Annotated in this window: 17 protein-coding genes; 13 read left to right on the forward strand and 4 right to left on the reverse strand. The window is 71.5% G+C overall.

The window, feature by feature from the left end; all coding sequences use genetic code 11:
* The first annotated feature begins 36 nt into the window (after window positions 1–36).
* On the forward strand, window positions 37–1,476 hold the full coding sequence (locus J2X63_RS07890) for a dihydrolipoamide acetyltransferase family protein (protein WP_309975829.1): 1,440 nt from the start codon (window positions 37–39) through the stop codon (window positions 1,474–1,476).
* A gap of 6 nt (window positions 1,477–1,482) precedes the next feature.
* On the opposite strand, the gene J2X63_RS07895 is transcribed toward J2X63_RS07890, so the two are convergent.
* Window positions 1,483–1,968 carry a GNAT family N-acetyltransferase gene (locus J2X63_RS07895; protein WP_309975830.1) on the reverse strand — a complete coding sequence of 162 codons (486 nt, stop codon included), beginning with the start codon at window positions 1,966–1,968 and terminating at the stop codon, window positions 1,483–1,485.
* A gap of 151 nt (window positions 1,969–2,119) precedes the next feature.
* Here J2X63_RS07895 and J2X63_RS07900 point away from each other — a divergent pair, with 151 nt between their 5' ends.
* The 6 genes from J2X63_RS07900 to J2X63_RS07925 are packed head-to-tail and all read left to right on the forward strand — an operon-like array spanning window position 2,120 to window position 6,953.
* Window positions 2,120–3,214 (forward strand): metal ABC transporter substrate-binding protein, encoded by a 1,095-nt coding sequence (locus J2X63_RS07900; RefSeq protein WP_309975833.1) that lies wholly within the window; start codon window positions 2,120–2,122, stop codon window positions 3,212–3,214.
* A gap of 4 nt (window positions 3,215–3,218) precedes the next feature.
* Entirely contained in the window at window positions 3,219–3,986 is a 768-nt protein-coding gene (locus tag J2X63_RS07905) for a metal ABC transporter ATP-binding protein (protein ID WP_309975837.1), read from the forward strand.
* 58 nt (window positions 3,987–4,044) lie between these two features.
* Window positions 4,045–4,971: a metal ABC transporter permease gene (locus J2X63_RS07910; protein WP_309975839.1), complete on the forward strand. Its 927-nt coding sequence runs from the start codon at window positions 4,045–4,047 to the stop codon at window positions 4,969–4,971.
* Window positions 4,971–5,813, forward strand: a complete 843-nt coding sequence (locus J2X63_RS07915; RefSeq protein WP_309975842.1) for a metal ABC transporter permease — start codon at window positions 4,971–4,973, stop codon at window positions 5,811–5,813. Before J2X63_RS07910 ends, J2X63_RS07915 begins: the two co-directional genes overlap by 1 nt.
* A complete protein-coding gene (locus J2X63_RS07920) occupies window positions 5,810–6,208 on the forward strand; it encodes a transcriptional repressor (protein ID WP_309975844.1) in 399 nt (132 codons plus the stop codon). The genes J2X63_RS07915 and J2X63_RS07920 overlap by 4 nt, the downstream gene beginning before the upstream one ends.
* A 22-nt stretch (window positions 6,209–6,230) precedes the next feature.
* Window positions 6,231–6,953 carry a hypothetical protein gene (locus J2X63_RS07925; protein WP_309975845.1) on the forward strand — a complete coding sequence of 241 codons (723 nt, stop codon included), beginning with the start codon at window positions 6,231–6,233 and terminating at the stop codon, window positions 6,951–6,953.
* Between the two features lie 42 nt (window positions 6,954–6,995).
* On the opposite strand, the gene J2X63_RS07930 is transcribed toward J2X63_RS07925, so the two are convergent.
* The gene (locus J2X63_RS07930; RefSeq protein WP_309975847.1) at window positions 6,996–9,884 is read right to left on the reverse strand and encodes a hypothetical protein; all 2,889 of its coding nucleotides are present in this window, start codon (window positions 9,882–9,884) and stop codon (window positions 6,996–6,998) included.
* A gap of 96 nt (window positions 9,885–9,980) precedes the next feature.
* Window positions 9,981–10,373, reverse strand: a complete 393-nt coding sequence (locus J2X63_RS07935) for an MmcQ/YjbR family DNA-binding protein (protein WP_309975849.1) — start codon at window positions 10,371–10,373, stop codon at window positions 9,981–9,983.
* A gap of 234 nt (window positions 10,374–10,607) precedes the next feature.
* On the opposite strand from J2X63_RS07935, the gene rpmB reads away from it, so the two are divergent.
* From rpmB to J2X63_RS07960, 5 genes are all read left to right on the forward strand, one after another.
* The gene (gene rpmB / locus J2X63_RS07940; protein WP_056727420.1) at window positions 10,608–10,844 is read left to right on the forward strand and encodes a 50S ribosomal protein L28; all 237 of its coding nucleotides are present in this window, start codon (window positions 10,608–10,610) and stop codon (window positions 10,842–10,844) included.
* Window positions 10,844–11,011, forward strand: coding sequence for a 50S ribosomal protein L33 (rpmG, locus tag J2X63_RS07945; RefSeq protein ID WP_021760158.1), 168 nt, complete (start codon window positions 10,844–10,846; stop codon window positions 11,009–11,011). Before rpmB ends, rpmG begins: the two co-directional genes overlap by 1 nt.
* A 3-nt stretch (window positions 11,012–11,014) precedes the next feature.
* Window positions 11,015–11,320: a 30S ribosomal protein S14 gene (rpsN, locus tag J2X63_RS07950; RefSeq protein WP_159601729.1), complete on the forward strand. Its 306-nt coding sequence runs from the start codon at window positions 11,015–11,017 to the stop codon at window positions 11,318–11,320.
* A gap of 296 nt (window positions 11,321–11,616) precedes the next feature.
* Window positions 11,617–11,904 carry an HU family DNA-binding protein gene (locus J2X63_RS07955; protein ID WP_309975872.1) on the forward strand — a complete coding sequence of 96 codons (288 nt, stop codon included), beginning with the start codon at window positions 11,617–11,619 and terminating at the stop codon, window positions 11,902–11,904.
* Window positions 11,905–12,046: 142 nt separating this feature from the next.
* Entirely contained in the window at window positions 12,047–14,023 is a 1,977-nt protein-coding gene (locus J2X63_RS07960) for a cytochrome c oxidase assembly protein (protein ID WP_309975875.1), read from the forward strand.
* Between the two features lie 34 nt (window positions 14,024–14,057).
* Here the strand turns inward: J2X63_RS07960 and J2X63_RS07965 are convergent, their stop codons facing one another.
* Window positions 14,058–15,104, reverse strand: coding sequence for a hypothetical protein (locus J2X63_RS07965; RefSeq protein WP_309975878.1), 1,047 nt, complete (start codon window positions 15,102–15,104; stop codon window positions 14,058–14,060).
* Window positions 15,105–15,290: 186 nt separating this feature from the next.
* On the opposite strand from J2X63_RS07965, the gene J2X63_RS07970 reads away from it, so the two are divergent.
* On the forward strand, window positions 15,291–16,625 hold the full coding sequence (locus J2X63_RS07970) for an AAA family ATPase (protein ID WP_309975880.1): 1,335 nt from the start codon (window positions 15,291–15,293) through the stop codon (window positions 16,623–16,625).
* Window positions 16,626–16,733 lie beyond the last annotated feature (108 nt).

Raw genomic sequence — 16,733 nt, forward strand, 5'->3', positions numbered from 1 at the left:
CGCCGACGGCATAGATCGACTGCGAGGGTAGACAGCATGAGCGAGATCCGATTCCCCCTCCCCGATGTCGGTGAGGGACTCACCGAGGCCGAGATCGTGCAGTGGCGCGTCGCCCCCGGCGATCGCATCGCGCTCGATCAGGTCTTCGTCGAGATCGAGACGGCGAAGTCGCTCGTCGAGCTCCCGAGCGCGTTCGAGGGCGTCGTGTCCGAACTGCTCGTCGACGAAGGCAAGACGGTCGACGTCGGCACCCCCATCCTCGTGATCCAGACGGATGCCTCGGTGACCGCCGCGGGGGCACCCGCACCGACCGCTTCGTCGGGCGCCGGTGCCGCCGCCACATCAGCTCCGGCTCCCGCCCCCGCTTCGCCCGCCGCGGGCGCAACCGTCGCCTCGCACGCACCGGCGCCGTCGGAGGGAGGCGGCGCGGTGCTCGTCGGGCACGGCTCGTCGGGCCCGCACGCGACGCGTCGCTCCCGGCACCCCTCCCCCGGCGGCGCGCACGAGCACCTCGCGGCACCGGCGGCTCCCCCGGCGCAGACCGTGTCCGCGCCGGCCATCGGCACTGCCGCAGGCGGGGCGGCGCCCGCGCCGGCATCGCGACCCGACTCGGGCATGCCCGTCATCGCGAAGCCGCCCATCCGCAAGCTGGCGAAGGACCTCGGGGTCGACCTCTCGCGGGTCATGCCGACCGGACCGATCGGCGACGTCACCCGCGACGACGTGATCCGCGAGGCCAGCCAGGCCAGCGTGTTCCGCAACATCCAGACGCCCGAGGCTCCCGCGGGCCGCGAGACCCGCATCCCCGTGAAGGGCGTTCGCAAGGCGATCGCCGCCGCGATGGTGCAGAGTGCATACTCCGCACCGCATGTATCGGTCTTCGTCGACGTCGACGCCAGCCGCACGATGGAGTACATCAAGCGGCTCAAGGCGTCGCCCGACTATGCCGGCGTCCGCGTGTCGCCGCTGTTGATCATGGCGAAGGCCATGATCTGGGCTGTACGCCGGAACCCGTCGGTCAATGCGCAGTGGACCGACGAGGAGATCATCGTCAAGCACTTCGTGAACCTCGGCGTCGCGGCGGCCACGCCCCGAGGCCTGCTCGTGCCGAACGTCAAGAACGCCCAGGCGATGACGATGGTGGAGCTTGCGACCGCCCTCGAGCAGTTGACGCTCACGGCGCGCGAGGGCAAGACCCAGCCGGCCGAGATGCAGGGCGGCACCATCACGATCACGAACATCGGCGTGTTCGGGATGGACACAGGCACGCCGATCCTCAATCCCGGCGAGGTCGCGATCGTGGCGCTCGGCACCATCAAGCAGAAGCCGTGGGTGGTCGACGGCGAGGTGCGACCGAGGTTCGTGACCACGATCGGGGCGTCCTTCGATCACCGCGTCGTCGACGGCGACGTGGCGAGCCGCTTCCTGGCCGACGTCGCCTCGATCATCGAGGAGCCCGCGCTCCTCCTCGAGTGAGGCCGGTCAGAACCGGATCTCGTAGATGATCGAGTCGTCGCTGCGACCCGCCTCGACGAGCCCGGCGTTCTCGAGCACGCGTCGCGCCGGAAGGTTCGCGATCTCGCACTCGGCGCGGGCGGCCCGCGCGCCCGTCGTGCGCACGAGTTCGACCACGGCGATCACCGCGTGGATCGCGAGCCCTTGCCCGCGCACCGCCGGGACGAGCCCGAAGGCGAACTCGACCGAGCCGTCGGCGGCCGGCGGCCCGAACACGTTCACGCCGCCGATGGTGGCGCCGTCGTTCGAGCGTCGCACCAGGTGCGGCCCGAACGGGGCCGGGTCGCCGGTCTCGCGCACGGCGCGAACGTACTCACGGAGGAGCTCGGGCTCGTCGGTGAACGCGTAACCGCCCTCCCAACCGTCGTGCGGATCGACCTTGCCGGAGAGGAGCCGCTCGGCATCGCCGACGGTGAAGGGATGCAACGTGAGCGGGGCCGTCGTCGTATCCACGTGCTTCATGCTTGCACGTCGGTGTGACACTCGTCGCATCCGTCCACAGGTGCTCGGTGGTTCGTCACGAAGAGTTCACGCGAGGTAGGCGGGCCGATGGCGTGGTCACATGCTTTTGACAATCATTATCAATAGCGGATAGCCTCGCATCATGATCTCCCGTCGCTCCGGTGCTCGCCACGGCCTGCGCACGACGATCGCGACGGTCGCCATGGCATCCGCGGGTGCGCTCGCGCTCGCGTCGTGCGCCAGCCCCGCGGCATCCGAAGAGGGCAGCGGTGGGCCGTCGGTCGTGGCGACGACGACGCAGGTGGGGGACTTCACGCGCGCGGTCGTCGGAGACGACGTCGAGGTGACGCAGCTGCTGGCGCCGGCGCAGAGCGCGCACAGCTTCGACCCGTCCGCCGCCCAGCTGCTCGCGCTGAGCGAAGCAGATGCCCTCGTGGTGAACGGCGCCGGCCTCGAGAGCTGGCTCGACGACGCGGTGAGCGCCTCGGGCTTCGACGGCGTGCTGATCGACGCCAGCACTGGCATCGAGCTGTTCGGCACCGATGACCACGACCACTCCACGGATGCCGCCGGCGAGCACGCGAGCCACGAGCACACGGGCGACGCGCACGGCGATGAGCACGCCGACGAGGCATCCGCTCATGAAGGTCACGACCACGGCGCCGGAAACCCGCACATCTGGACCGATCCGGCGCTCGCCGTGCACATGGTGGAGACCATCGCCGCGGGCTTGGCCGACGTGCCCGGCATCGACGCGACAGCGGTCGAGGCGAATGAGCAGGCCTACGTGGCGAAGCTCGACGCGCTCGACGCCTGGATCCGTGAGAACGTCGAGACGGTGCCGCCTGCCGAGCGGCTGCTCGTCACGAACCACGACGCCTTCACCTACTTCATCGACGCGTACGGGCTCACGTTCGTCGGCAGTGTCATCCCGAGCTTCGACGACAACGCCGAACCCAGCGCGGCCGAGATCGACGCCCTCGTCGAGAAGATCCGTGCGACGGGGGTGCAGGCCGTGTTCTCCGAGGCGTCGATCTCGCCGAAGGCCGCGGCCACCATCGCCCGCGAGGCCGGCGTGACGGTCTACTCCGGTGACGACGCGCTCTACGGCGACTCGCTCGGTGTCGCGGGCTCGGCCGGTGAGACGTACCTCGGCAGCCAGGTGCACAACGCGACCCGCATCCTCGAGTCGTGGGGCGTCACGCCTTCCCCCCTTCCGGCACTGCTGCAAGGATGACCCCATGACCGAGTCGCCCGTGCTGCGCCTGAGGGGTGCCGCCTTCACCCATCCGGGCGGCTCGGGGGTGTCGGGGCTGGAGCTCGACGTCTCCCCCGGCGACGCGGTCGCCCTGATCGGTCCGAACGGCGCGGGCAAGTCGACGCTGCTGAACGGCGTGCTCGGGCTGGTTCCGCTCACCGAGGGGAGCATGCAGATCGCCGGCTCGGGCGAACATGCCCGGAACGGAATGATCGGCTTTCTGCCGCAGTCCACCGAGCTCGACCCCGACTTCCCGATCAGCCTCGAGCAGGTCGTGATGCAGGGCCGGTATCGACGGCTCGGGTTGTTCAGGTGGCCCGGTCGTGCCGACCGGGCCGCGGTGAGGGCCGCCCTGGACGCCGTGGGACTGGGCGAGCTCGCGAAGCGTCCGTTCGGCGAGTTGTCGGGCGGCCAGCGGCAGCGCGGACTGCTCGCCCGGGCGCTCGCGGCCCAGCCGCGGCTCCTGCTGCTCGACGAGCCCTTCAACGGCCTCGACCAGCCCAACCGCGACGCGCTCATCGCCACCATCCGCACGCTGAAGGCCCAGGGCGTGGCGGTCCTCGTGTCGACCCACGACCTCGAGCTGGCCCGCGTCGTCTGCGATCGCGTGGTGCTGGTCAACGGCACGCAGCTCGCCTTCGGCCCCGTCGACGACGTGCTCACGCTCGGCAACGTGCAGGAGTGCTTCGAGGGCGTCGAGGTCGAGATCGACGAGCACACGCTGGTCGTGCCCGGCCACGAGGGCCACTGATGCCGCGTTCGGCATATGCACCCGCCGGCGTGCGCGCACGGTGGGGGAGTGGGCCCGCGTGAGCCTCGGGGAGGCGCTGTTCACGGCCTTCACCGTGCCGTTCATGGCTCGAGCGCTCCTCGTCATGCTCGTGCTCGCCGTCGTCGCGGGCATCGTCGGCGTGCTCGTCAACCTCCGTGGTCTCGAGTTCATCAGCGACGGGCTGACGCACGCCGTGTTCCCCGGGCTCGCGATCGGCTTGGCGGTGGCAGGCACCGCCGGGCTCCTCCCCGGCGCGGCGATCGCCGCACTGGTCGCGGCGGTGGTGCTCACGCTGCTCGACCGGGCCGGAGTCACCTCGGATGCCGCCATCGCGATCGTGCTGACCGCAGCCTTCAGCGTCGGCGTCATCGTCGTCTCGCGGAGCGACGACTACGCCGGCGAACTCGAGGCGCTGCTCTTCGGGCGAGTGCTCACGATCCCGCCCGAGGAGGTGCTGCCGCTCATCGGCGTCTGCGCCGTCGCCCTGCTCGCCGTCGCCGTCACCATGAAGCAGCAGCTGTTCCGTGCGTTCGACGCGCGCGGCAGCCTCGCCTCGGGCGACTCCGCCCTGCGCCTCGACCTCCTGCTCAACGGCGCCGTGGCACTCGTCGTGGTGGCGGCCGCGAGCACGGTCGGCACGCTCCTCGTGCTGGCGCTGCTGATCGTCCCCGGGGCCGCCGCCCGGCTGATGACGCGGCGGCTCTGGCGGCTCTTCCCGGCGGCCGCCGTGTTCGGCGCGGTCTGCGCCTGGCTCGGCCTGGCGGTGGGATTCGCCGCCTCCGTCGGCGGCGGCGTGGACCTGCCGGCCGGCAGCACCATCGTCGCGGTCTTCGTCGGCGCCTACGCCGTGGTGCTCGGCGCGCGGTGGATCGCCGATCGGGCGGGCGACCGCCGTCAGTCCGTGACCCGGGCGCCGATCGAGCCTGCGACGGGCGCGTCCTCCCCGGCGGGGGAGGGGCGCTGATGGGCTACTTCGAGCGGGCGCTCGTGGCCGCCGTCGTCATCGGCGCCGGTGCGGGCTTCGTCGGTTCCCTCGTCGTGCTGCGCCGGCGCACCTTCTTCGCACAGGCCCTGACCCACGGCACCTACCCCGGGGCGGTGGCGGCCGCCGCGCTCGGCGTGAGCGTGCCGCTCGGTGCGGCCGCGGCATCCGTCGTGCTCGTGGCCGTGATGTCCGTCATCGCCCGCGTGCGGCGCCAGGGCGCGCAGGTTGCCGCGGGCATCGTCCTGACGGGCGGGTTCGCAGCAGGGGCGATCCTGCAGGCCGTGATCCCCGGACTCCCGGTGCGCGCCGAGTCGCTGCTGGTCGGGTCGATCCTGACGGTGACCGACGCGGATGTCGCGCTCGCGGCATCCGTGGCCCTCATCTCCGTGATCGCGGTGGCGGCATTCGGCAAGGAGATCGCGTTCTCGACGTTCGATCCGTCGGGATTCCGCGCCGCAGGCTATCGCGAGTGGCCCATCGAACTGCTCGTGCTCGGCCTGACCGCCGCGACCGTGGTGAGCGCCCTGCCCGCGGTCGGGGCGATCCTGGCGATCGCGCTCATCGCCGCCCCTGCCGCCGCGGCCCGGCTCGTGGTGCCGACGTACCGCGGCATCCTCTGGACGGCACCGCTCATCGGTGCGGCATCCGGCGTCATCGGGGTGCTCGCATCGCGCGCGTTCGTGGTGGCGGCCGGCCCCAGCATCGTGATCGCCGCCACCGCCTTCTTCGTGCTCGCGCTGGGCATCTCCAAGCTGCGCGCACTACCGTGGAACCGGGTCGCCATACCCGTGGAGACCGCAGAGGACGCACGCATCGCATGAAGCGCAACACCTGGCAACGCGAAGCCGTTCGCGAGGCCCTCGACGAGACCGAGGGGTTCATCAGCGCGCAGGCGCTGCACTCGTCACTGCACGCCAACGGTTCGCCGATCGGGCTGGCGACGGTCTACCGGGCGCTCGGCGACCTCGCGTCGAACGGCGAGGCCGACTCGCTGCAGTCGCCCGAGGGCGAGGCGCTCTACCGGGCCTGCAGCACGACCGGCCACCACCACCACCTGATCTGCCGCAACTGCGGGCTCACGGTGGAGATCGCGGCCGACGAGGTCGAGACGTGGGCGAGGCGGGTGGCCGCCGAACACGGGTTCACGGGCGCGGCCCACGTCGTCGACGTGTTCGGATTGTGCGCGAACTGCACGAAGCTGCTCGGCGCGGGCTAGCGCGAGGCCGAAGGGAGCCGGCATGGACGAGGACGCGGCACGGGACGAGACGCCGACGGCATCCCGACCCGATCCGTCGACCGACGGAGAGCCGCTGCGGCTGCGCCGCGAGGCCTGGGGCTTCGCGATCGGGTCCCTCTGCTTCGTGGCGGGGGCGCTGCCTGCCTACGTCGAGTGGGTCGGAGCCGTGTGGGTCGGCATCACCTTCTTCGTCGGTTCGCTGTTCTTCACCGCCGCGGGCTTCATCCAGCTGAGCCTGAGCGGCCGCCGCCCGCCGCGCGCGGACTCCAGCCTCGCCGACCGGGCGGACTGGTGGTCGGCCGCGATCCAGTTCGTCGGCACCCTCTGCTTCAACGTCAGCACGGGCGTCGCGCTCGCTGCGGCCATCGCCCGGCCCGACACGATCGGGGCGGGGTGGCGCCCCGACGCCTTCGGGTCGATCGCCTTCCTGGTCTCGAGCGCGCTGGCGGTGGCGGCCACGCGACACCGCCTGCTCCTCTGGGATCCGCACGCCCGCACCTGGCATGGCGCGTGGCTGAACATGGTGGGATCGGTGGCCTTCGCGGTGTCGGCGGTCGGCGCGTACGTGGTGCCCGAGACCGACGACTACGTCAGCCTGTTCTGGGCGAACTTCGGCACCCTCATCGGCGGCCTGTGCTTCTTCACCGCCGCCATCCTGTCGCGTCGACCGCTCGTGCGGCACGAGCGGCTCATCGGCCCGGTCTTCGAGAGCGACGCGGCATAGGCGTCCGAGACCCGGGCGGGTCCCGAGGCCCGGGCGGGTCGGTCAGCGGCCGGCCCGAGGCATCCGTCGGCGACGACCGAGCATCAGACCGAGCATCAGCGCGGCTCCCGTGAACAGCAGGAGCGCCGCGGCCGACAGCGCCGGCGCAGGGTCGACCCCGGTCGAGGACAGCGAGGCCGGCTGGGCGGCGGCGGGAATCACCTCGACCGTCACCGCCGCCGTGGCATCGCCGAGCGTCGCGGTGATGACGTGCGGGCTCGCGTGCGGGAACGTCACGGTGAGCCCGTCGACGACGTCGGTCGCGACCGAACTCGACAGCACGACCGCGCTCGTGTCCACCGGGTCGCCCTCGTGGTCGAGGCCGGTGACCTCGAAGCTCAGCGAGCCACCCTGCGAGACCCGGTCGCTCGAGGCGACCAGCGACAGGGTCGCGTCAGTGACCGCGTAGAGCGTGGTGTCGGCCGTGACGGCCGTGTCGGCGGCGAACCAGCCGCCAGTGCCGTCGGCGGCGGTGTTCCAGGCATCCGGCGCGCCGATCGCGGGGATCGTGCGGTACCCGCTCTGGAAGTCGGGGGCGAAGAGGCGCACGGATGCCAAGGGGCCGCCGTCCTGCGGGTCGAACGCGACGAGATAGTCGTGGTCGTTCACCGTGATCGCGTCCCCGACGTTCGCGCCGTCGAACGCGATGACCCCGTGGTTGTCGATTTGGCCGTCGCCCGCGATGTTCGCGCCGACGGTGGGAGTGGCATCCGAACCCGACAGCACACCGCCGGACCCGATGGTGATCTCGGCTGCCGTCGCGTCCGAGTCTGGGACGAGCAGCGACCCCGTCGGAACGTGCAGCATGCCGCCCGCCAGCGTCAGCGACCCGAATCCGGCGATGGACCCGCCGCCCCCGATCGCACTGCCATAGGCCGCGCTCGCCGTGACGGTGCCGGCGGAGACGACGACCGTGCCGCCCGCGTTGTAGATGCCGCCGCCGATGCCGCTCGCGACCCCGTACGCGTCGACGGTGCCACCCGTGACCGTCACCGACCCGCCGGGCCCGCCCGGGAAGATGCCGCCGCCACTGGCATAGCCGCTCCCGCCCCCGATGCCCGAACCGCCGAACAGGCTCCGAGCGGTGACCTCACCCCCGGTGATGGTCACGTCGCCCCCGCCCCCGCCGCCCGAGTACCCCAGTCCGCCGCCGATGCCGGCCCCGCCGTTGGTCGCGCTCGCGTTGACCGTGCCTCCCTCGATCCTGATGGTGCCCGCGGCCTCGCCGAGGGAGTCCGTGGTCCCACCGCCCACGGCCGCGCCGCGGTCGCCCTCCGCGGTGATCGTGCCCGCACGTACGGTGAGCGCCGCGGTGGGCGGAACGTGGATGCCGGCGTCGGAGGGATCGGCAGGGTGCAGCGCGTCCAGTCGCCCCCCGCCGACCGCGTCGTCGACGATGAGGTGCGCACCGCCGAGCACGTCGATGAAGTCGGGCGCGAGGGTGTGGCCGGCGAGATCCAGCGTGACCGCGCAGCCGATGACGAGCGGTGGGCCGGAGAGGTCTTCGGGTACGACGACGGTGGAACCGTCGGTGCACTCCGCGAGCGCGGCTGCGAGCTCCGGGTACGTCTCATCCACCGCGTACAGCGTCACGTCGGAGGTGACCGGAGTGGTGTCGGTGAAGAGCACACCCGACCCGTCGGCCGCGGTGGTCCAGGCCATCCCCGCCGGCGGCGGGGGAATGGCGCGGTATCCGGTGGCGAAGTCGGGCGCGAAGAGCCGCACGGATGCCACGGGGTCGCCGTCCTGCGGGTCGAACCCGACCTCATAGTCGTGGTCGGTCACCGTGAGCGTGTCGGCGATCAGCGTTCCGTCGAGTGCGATGACACCGTGGTTGTCGATCTCGCCGTCGCCGGTGAGTGCCGCGCCGATCGTCGGGTCGGCCTCGGTTCCGAGCAGGGCCCCGCCCTGCTCGATGACGATCTCGGGCTCGCCGATCGAGGCGTCGGCCGAGATGACGAATGGGCCCGACGGCACGCGCAGCACGCCGCCGGCGCCGACGACGAGCGAGCCGAACGCGGTGCCCGACGCGCCCGCTCCGACCGCGGTGTGGCCGCCCACGGCGGTCACCACCCCGCCGGTGATGCTCACGTCCGCACCCCCTTGGGACGGGCGGCCGCCGATACCGGCGCTGGCCACGCCGCCGGTGGCGCTGACCGTGCCGCCGTTGACGACGACGTCGAAGCCGGCGGTGCCCCCGATCCCGACGCCATCGGCATCGGGCGGCCCGGGAACGGCCGGATCGGCGCCGCCGCCGAGCGCCTCGACGTCACCGCCGTTGATCGTGAGCAGCCCGCCGGCGACGTCCGTCTCCCAGGCCCCGCCGATACCGGCGGCGCCGCCGCCGAGCGTCACCTCGTCCCCGCCGATCGCGGTGACGGTTCCGTCGTCGATGGTGATGTCGCCGACTCCGCTGGAGAGGATGCCGTCGCCATCCAGCAGGAGGCCCCCGCCGATTCCTGCGGCCGCGATGCCGTCGCTGGTGTCGAGCTCGCTGTCGCCCCGCGCCACGATGGTGCCGCCCTCGATGACGAGGCCCGACCCCGTCGGAACCTGGATCCCGGCGCCCGACCCGAAGCCGCTCGACACGAGGGAGCCTCCTCCGGTGGCCGTGATGGTGAGGACGGTGCCGGAGGCGATCACGATGCCCTGGGCGACGAGCGCATGGCCGGCGAGGTCGAGCGTGACCTCGCAGGCTGCGACCAGCCGCCCACCGGTGAGATCGCCGGTGGGCGCGACCGTGTCGCCGTCGGCGCACGTGGCGAGCGCGCTCTCGAGCTCGGCGAAGGTGCTCGGTGCCCAGTCGGCCGCGAACGCCGGAACCGCGCCGGACCCGCCCAGCAACAGCGTCGTCGTCGCGGCACAGGCGAGGATCGATGCAGCGCGCTTCATCGAACGCTCCTTCGCGTCGGGCGCACTCGGGTCGGCCCGACTCGGCTCGTACCCTAGCGGTCGCCTCGCCGGGCCGTCAGTCCCCGAACGGGTGGCCTAGTCGACGTTGTGCCGCAGGTACTCGCGCACGAGCTTCTCGGGCGCGGCGGCCGCCCAGGCCTCGGCGACGAGTTCCGACAGCCGGCGCCGCGGGATGCGGTCGAGGTGCACGAGCACCGTGGCGTAGCCGTCGAAGTGGGGCGTGGTGAAGAACACGGTCGGATCCTCCGCGACGAGCGCGAGCTTCACCGCCTCGTCCTCGGTCTTCGCCGCGAGCACGGGGCCGGCCTGTGCCTCGATGCCGAGCGCGTCGAGGTCGGCGCGTCGCAGCGGCCGCTCGAGCACGAATGCCTTGCCGCGCACCTTCCACTCGAGGTTCCCGCGCGAGACGTGCTCGCTCGCCTCGGGCAGGCTCAGCGCGAGCTCGCGCACGTCGTCCCATGTCGCCATGCGCGTCAGGCTACGCCTCCGGGTGCCGCGGCGCAGCGCTCGCGGCATCCGCTCGATTCGGCCCGCGATCAGGCGGTCTGGTAGACTCGACGTTTGGCTGGGCACTTCCACTGCCCAGACCGCGACATTCCCACCACGAGCACCGCGAGAAATCGCGGAATTCGGCGTGGGGAACGTCAGCAGACAAGAGACCTTGGGAGGGGCATCCGCCCCTCGGTATTGGAGGAAAGACCAATGGCAGCAGTGTGCCAGGTGACCGGAGCCGTTCCCGGCTTCGGACACAACATCTCGCACTCGCACCGCCGGACGAAGCGCCGCTTCGACCCGAACGTGCAGAAGAAGACGTACTACGTGCCCTCGCTTCGTCGTAACGTCACCCTGAACGTGTCCGCCAAGGGCATCAAGGTGATCGACGCTCGTGGCATCGAGGCCGTCATCAAGGACATCCAGGCTCGTGGGGTGAAGCTCTAATGGCGAAGCAGCAGGACATCCGTCCCATCATCAAGCTCCGTTCGACGGCCGGCACCGGGTACACCTACGTGACCCGCAAGAACCGTCGCAACAACCCCGACCGTCTCGTGCTCAAGAAGTACGACCCCGTGGTGCGCAAGCACGTCGACTTCCGAGAGGAGCGCTAAGACATGGCGAAGAAGAGCAAGATCGCGCGCAACGAGCAGCGCAAGGTGATCGTCGACCGCTACGCGGCGAAGCGCCTCGAACTGAAGAAGGCGCTGGTCGACGAGAACGGCACCGACGAGAGCCGCGAGGCCGCTCGCGTGGGCCTGCAGAAGCTGCCCCGCAACGCGTCGCCGGTTCGCGTCCGTTCGCGTGACGCCATCGACGGCCGCCCCCGTGGCGTGCTCACGAAGTTCGGCGTCTCGCGCGTCCGCTTCCGTGACATGGCCCACCGTGGCGAGATGCCCGGCATCACCAAGTCGAGCTGGTAGGCCACCGCGCCTCACGCTTCACCGAGAGGGGCGTCCCGGGTTTCCCGGGGCGCCCCTCTCGTCGTCCCCGGCGACGGATGCGCGTCCGCGCCGGCACCGCGCACGGGGCGATCCGCGGCATCCGCTCGGCGACACGCCGGGCCGAAGGTGCCCCAATGGGCTCGAAATCCGCGTCATTCCGGGGATCTCTGCTACATTCGAGGCGGCCCGATCGGCCACGGGGGCGGTTGAACGATCGTTCCCGAGAATTCACAGATAGCTGTACCGAAACAGCGGAAGTCCGAGGAGGACATTCAATGGCTGACAAGTCGCTGAACAAGACCGAGCTCGTCGCGAAGATCGCTGCGTCGACCGGGCAGAGCCAGGCCACCGTCGACGCCGTGCTCGGCGGTCTCTTCGACGCGCTCGCCGAGTCCGTCGGTTCGGACACGAAGGTCTCCATCCCGGGTTGGCTCGCCGTCGAGCGCACCTCGCGTGCCGCTCGCACCGGCCGCAACCCGCAGACGGGCGCGACCATCGACATCCCGGCCGGCCACTCGGTCAAGATCTCGGCGGGCTCGAAGCTCAAGGCTGCCGCCAAGTAGCATTCGAGACTCCCGAAGGGGCATGCGGCCGAGCGCCGCATGCCCCTTCGTGGTTCCGATGCGAGCGGGTGCCGCGGGCGCCGGGATGCTGCGAGCGCACGCTCCGGGCGGGCACACGGGAAGCGGCGTCTAGGCTGGTTCGGTGCCCCGCTCCGTCCGCGTGCTCGGCCCCGCCGTGCTCATCCTCGTCGCGCTCCTCGCGACGTTCGCGGGCCTCGCGTACGGCGGCGGCGCGGCGCCGTACCCCATCCAGGATCCAGGTCCGATCGCCCGCTTCGGACTCCCGGTCGCCAAGCTCTTCGTGAACCTCGGCGCCGCGGGCATGATCGGCGCGCTCGTGATGGCGGTGTGGGCGCTCAGCCCGAAGCGGCCCGAGTTCGACCTCGCGCTCGATGTGGCCGCGGCATCCGCTGCCGTGCTCACCGTCGCCAGCGCTGCGACCGGCCTGTTCACATTCCTCGTGGTGACCGGGGAGCCCCTCGATCTGGGCGAGGCGTTCGGGCAGAAGCTCGGGCAGTTCGTCACGTCGATCGAGCTCGGCGAGGCGTGGCTGACCACCACGCTCGTCGCGGCGGCGGTCACGGTGCTGTGCTTCGCCGTGCGCAACCACACGGCGCTGATCTTCGTCACGGTGCTCGCGGTGACCGCGCTCGTGCCGATGGCGCAGCAGGGGCACGCCGCCGGCGCCGCGGGTCACAACGCCGCGATCGCCGCCCTCGGACTGCACCTCGCCTTCGTCGCCGCGTGGGTCGGCGGGCTGCTCACGATCGTGCTGCTGCGGAACCGCCTCGACGCCGACCGGCTGCCGGTCGTGCTCGCGCGGTACTCGACGGTGGCGCTCATCTGCTTCATCGTGGTGGCCGTCTCGGGCTACGCCGGCGCGGCGCTGCGCATCGGCACGTGGGACGAGCTCGGCACCCCCTACGGCGTGCTCGTGCTGGTCAAGGTCGCCGCGCTCGTCGCCCTCGGCCTGTTCGGCGCGGTGCAGCGCCGCTTCCTCATCGGCCGGATGTCGCGGCCCGGCGCCTCGCCCGCGCGCGACTTCTGGCTGCTCGTCGTCGTCGAGTTGGCGTTCATGGGGCTCGCGTCGGGTGTCGCCGCGGCGCTCGCCCGCACGGCGACCCCGGTGTCGGAGGATGCGGCCGGCTCGCTCGCCCGCACGCCGGCCGAGATCCTCACCGGCCAGCCGCTGCCGCCGTGGCCCGAGTGGACGCGGTACTTCACCGAGTGGAGTCCCGACCTCATCTGGGTGCTCGCGTGCGGCTTCGGCATCTTCTTCTACCTGGCCGGGGTGTGGCGGCTGCGCCGACGCGGCGACCACTGGCCGATCTACCGGGCGGTGCTGTGGGTGTGCGGCCTGCTGCTGCTCGCCTACATCACCAGCGGCGGCGTCAGCGTCTACGAGGAATACCTCTTCTCGGCGCACATGGGCGCGCACATGGCGCTGACCATGGCGGTGCCCGTACTGCTCGTGCCGGGCGCGCCCGTCACGCTCGCGGCACGGGCGATCCGCCCGAGGAAGGACGGCTCGCGCGGCGGCCGCGAGTGGATCCTGCTGGCCGTGCACTCGAAGTTCGCGTCGATCATCGCCAACCCGCTCGTCGCGGCCGCGCTCTTCGCCGGGTCGCTCTGGGTGTTCTACTACTCACCGCTGTTCCGGTGGTCGATGGTCGATCACATCGGCCACGAGTGGATGGTGGGGCATTTCCTGATCACCGGCTACCTCTTCGTGCAGTCGCTCATCGGCATCGACCCGGTGCCCTACCGCCTGCCCTACCCGTTCCGCCTGGTGCTGCTGCTCGGCACCATGGCCTTCCACGCGTTCTTCGGCCTCGCGATCATGTCGGGCACGGGCCTGCTGCTCGCCGACTGGTACGGCGCGATGGGGTGGGGCACCGATGCGCTCGCCGACCAGCAGATGGGCGGCGGCATCGCGTGGTCGGTGGGCGAGATCCCGACCGTGGCGCTCGCGATCACCGTCGCGGTGCAGTGGTCGCGCAGCGACGAGAAGGAGTCCCGCCGCAGCGACCGGCACGCCGATCGCACGGGCGACGCCGAACTCGAGGCGTATAACGCGCGGCTCGCGGCCATCGCCCGGCAGGACGCGAACCGCAGCTGAGGCGGTCAGCGGATGCCGCGGCATCCGCTCATCGTCACTTCAGCTGGATCGCGATGCTGCCGTCGGGCCGGATCGTCGCGCTGAGGGCGAGCAGGAACGGCTCGTCCTCCTCGAACTGCGAGATGTCGCCGTCGAAGAGCGACTGCACCTCGACGGAGATGTGGGCGACGCCCTCGGTGGGCGGCATCTCGAACGCGGTCTCGCCGGCGGTGAGCGTGACCTGCGGACTGGTGACGATGGTCCACACGGGGTCGCCGATGACGCGGTCGTCGATCTCGACGCCGAAGGGGCACCCGGCCGGCTGCAGCACCGCCTGGGTCGTGCACTGCTGCAGGTAGTCGTCGACCTTCACCTGCACGCGCTGCACGAACGTCTCGGTGGGCTCGGAGTCGACGGTGACGGCCGGCCGGCTCGACGGCTCGACGGTGAGCGGCACGGGCACCGCCTCGAGGAGCGTCGAGGTGTAGCCGAACTCGTAGACCGCGGGGGCGATGGCGAGGTAGGGCGCGGTCTGCGTGAACGCGGTGAGCTCGTCACCCGTCTTGTTGGCGCGCGTGTCGAGCGTCAGCGTGCCGACGGTGAAGAGCGGGTTGTGCGCCGCCGCGACGTCGATGACGGCCAGCGGGCTGACCGCGAACTCCCACCGGTTGAGCACCCCGTAGAGCGGCTCGATGGGGCGGACGTCGAACGTCGTCTCCACGATCGCCAGGTCGAGGCGGTAGCTCGCCGTGACCGAGTGCGTGCCGTCGTCGCCCGCGACGTCGCTGAGGATGCGCACGTCCTCGGGCCCGGCCTCGACCACGCCGGAACGGAACATCGCGGTGGAGACGTTCGCGGGCAGGCCGAGCGCGGCGAGCTCGTCGGCGTCGAGTGCGACGCCGGGCGTCGTGGATGCCGCGGCGATGTCGTCGTCGGCGATGGCCTCGAGGTAGCGCTCGACGAAGCTGGACGCGCCGTAGATGGTCTGGTTCAGGGCGCCGAGTGCGGCGAGGAACGCCCCGACGACGAGCACGGCGAGGCACAGCCACCCCGCGACGGCCGCGAGGGACAAGCGACCCTCGCGCACGACCGAGCTCCCCACCCGCACAGTCTATGTGGGGCCGGCCGCGCGACCCGTCCTCCACCGCCGGGCCGCGGACGGTGCGCATGGGACCATCCGGACCGGCACGAACGCGGCTGCGTGCCGCGCGGTTACAGTGGGAGCGCGCCCGCTCGGGCGTCGTCGCCGCGAGAGCCGCGCGCGGCATCCGCTCGCCGAAGGCAACCAGTGCAGAACGTCACCCTCACCCGCGAACAGGCCGCGGTGTTCCAGGCCATCGAGGGCACCCGCGAGCACGTGTTCGTCACCGGGCGCGCGGGCACCGGCAAGTCGACCCTGCTGAACCACCTGAACTGGCACACGGCGAAGCAGATCGTGATCTGCGCGCCCACCGGGGTCGCCGCGCTCAACGTGGGCGGGCAGACGATCCATTCCCTGTTCCGCTTGCCGATCGGGGTCATCGCCGACCACGACATCGACCAGAACGACGCGGTGCGCAAGATCCTCAACGCGATGGACACGCTCGTCATCGACGAGGTCTCGATGGTCAACGCCGACCTCATGGATGCCATGGACCGGTCGCTGCGCCAGGCCAGGCAGCGGCCGTTCGAGCCGTTCGGCGGTGCACAGGTCGTGCTGTTCGGCGACCCCTACCAGCTCGCGCCGGTGCCCGGGAGTGGCGACGAGCGGCGCTACTTCGCCGACACCTACCGGTCGATGTGGTTCTTCGACGCGAAGGTGTGGAACGAGGCAGACCTGCGCATCTACGAGCTCGGCGAGGTGCACCGCCAGCACGACGACGAGTTCAAGGTCATGCTCAACGCGGTGCGGCACGGCGCGGTCACGGCCGAGATCGCGGGCGTGCTCAACGACGTCGGCGCCCGCCGCCCGCTGCCCGAGCAGGGCGCGATCACCCTGGCGACCACGAACGGCACCGTGAACCGCATCAACCACTCGCAGTTGCACCGCCTGCCCGGCCAGTCGATCGCGAACGAGGCCGAGGTGAACGGCGACTTCGGCGGGCGCACGTTCCCCGCCGACGAGCGGCTCGAGCTGAAGCTCGGCGCGCAGGTCATGTTCCTGCGCAATGACACCGCGGTACGCGGCGACGGCCCTCGTTGGGTGAACGGCACGATCGGCACGGTCACGTCGCTGCAGCGCGAGGTGCGGGTCGACATCGACGGCGAGGAGCACGAGGTCGAGCCCGTCACCTGGGAGAAGTACCGCTACTCGTGGGACGCGACGGCCAAGAAGCTGCATCGCGAGATCGTCGCCGAGTTCACCCAGTACCCGCTGCGGCTGGCGTGGGCGGTCACCATCCACAAGTCGCAGGGCGCGAGCTACGAGACCGCGATCGTCGACCTCGGGCCGCGCGCGTTCAGCCCGGGCCAGACCTACGTCGCGCTGAGCCGGCTCACGGCGCTCGACGGTCTCTACCTCAGCCGGCCGCTGCGCCCGAGCGACATCATCGTCGACCGCGACGTCGAGCGGTTCATGGCCGGCGCGCTCCGCGAGATCGGGGCGGATGTCGGTGCCACGGACGCGGCGGACGCAGCCGGCTGACGAGCGCCGACGCCGACGACGAGCGCCGACGCCGACGATTAGCGCCGACGCCGGCGACGAGCGCCGACGCCGCGAAGGATCGCAACCCCGGGAGGGGCCGCGAACGAT

It is taken from the genome of Agromyces sp. 3263, from assembly GCF_031456545.1.
GTDB lineage: Bacteria > Actinomycetota > Actinomycetes > Actinomycetales > Microbacteriaceae > Agromyces.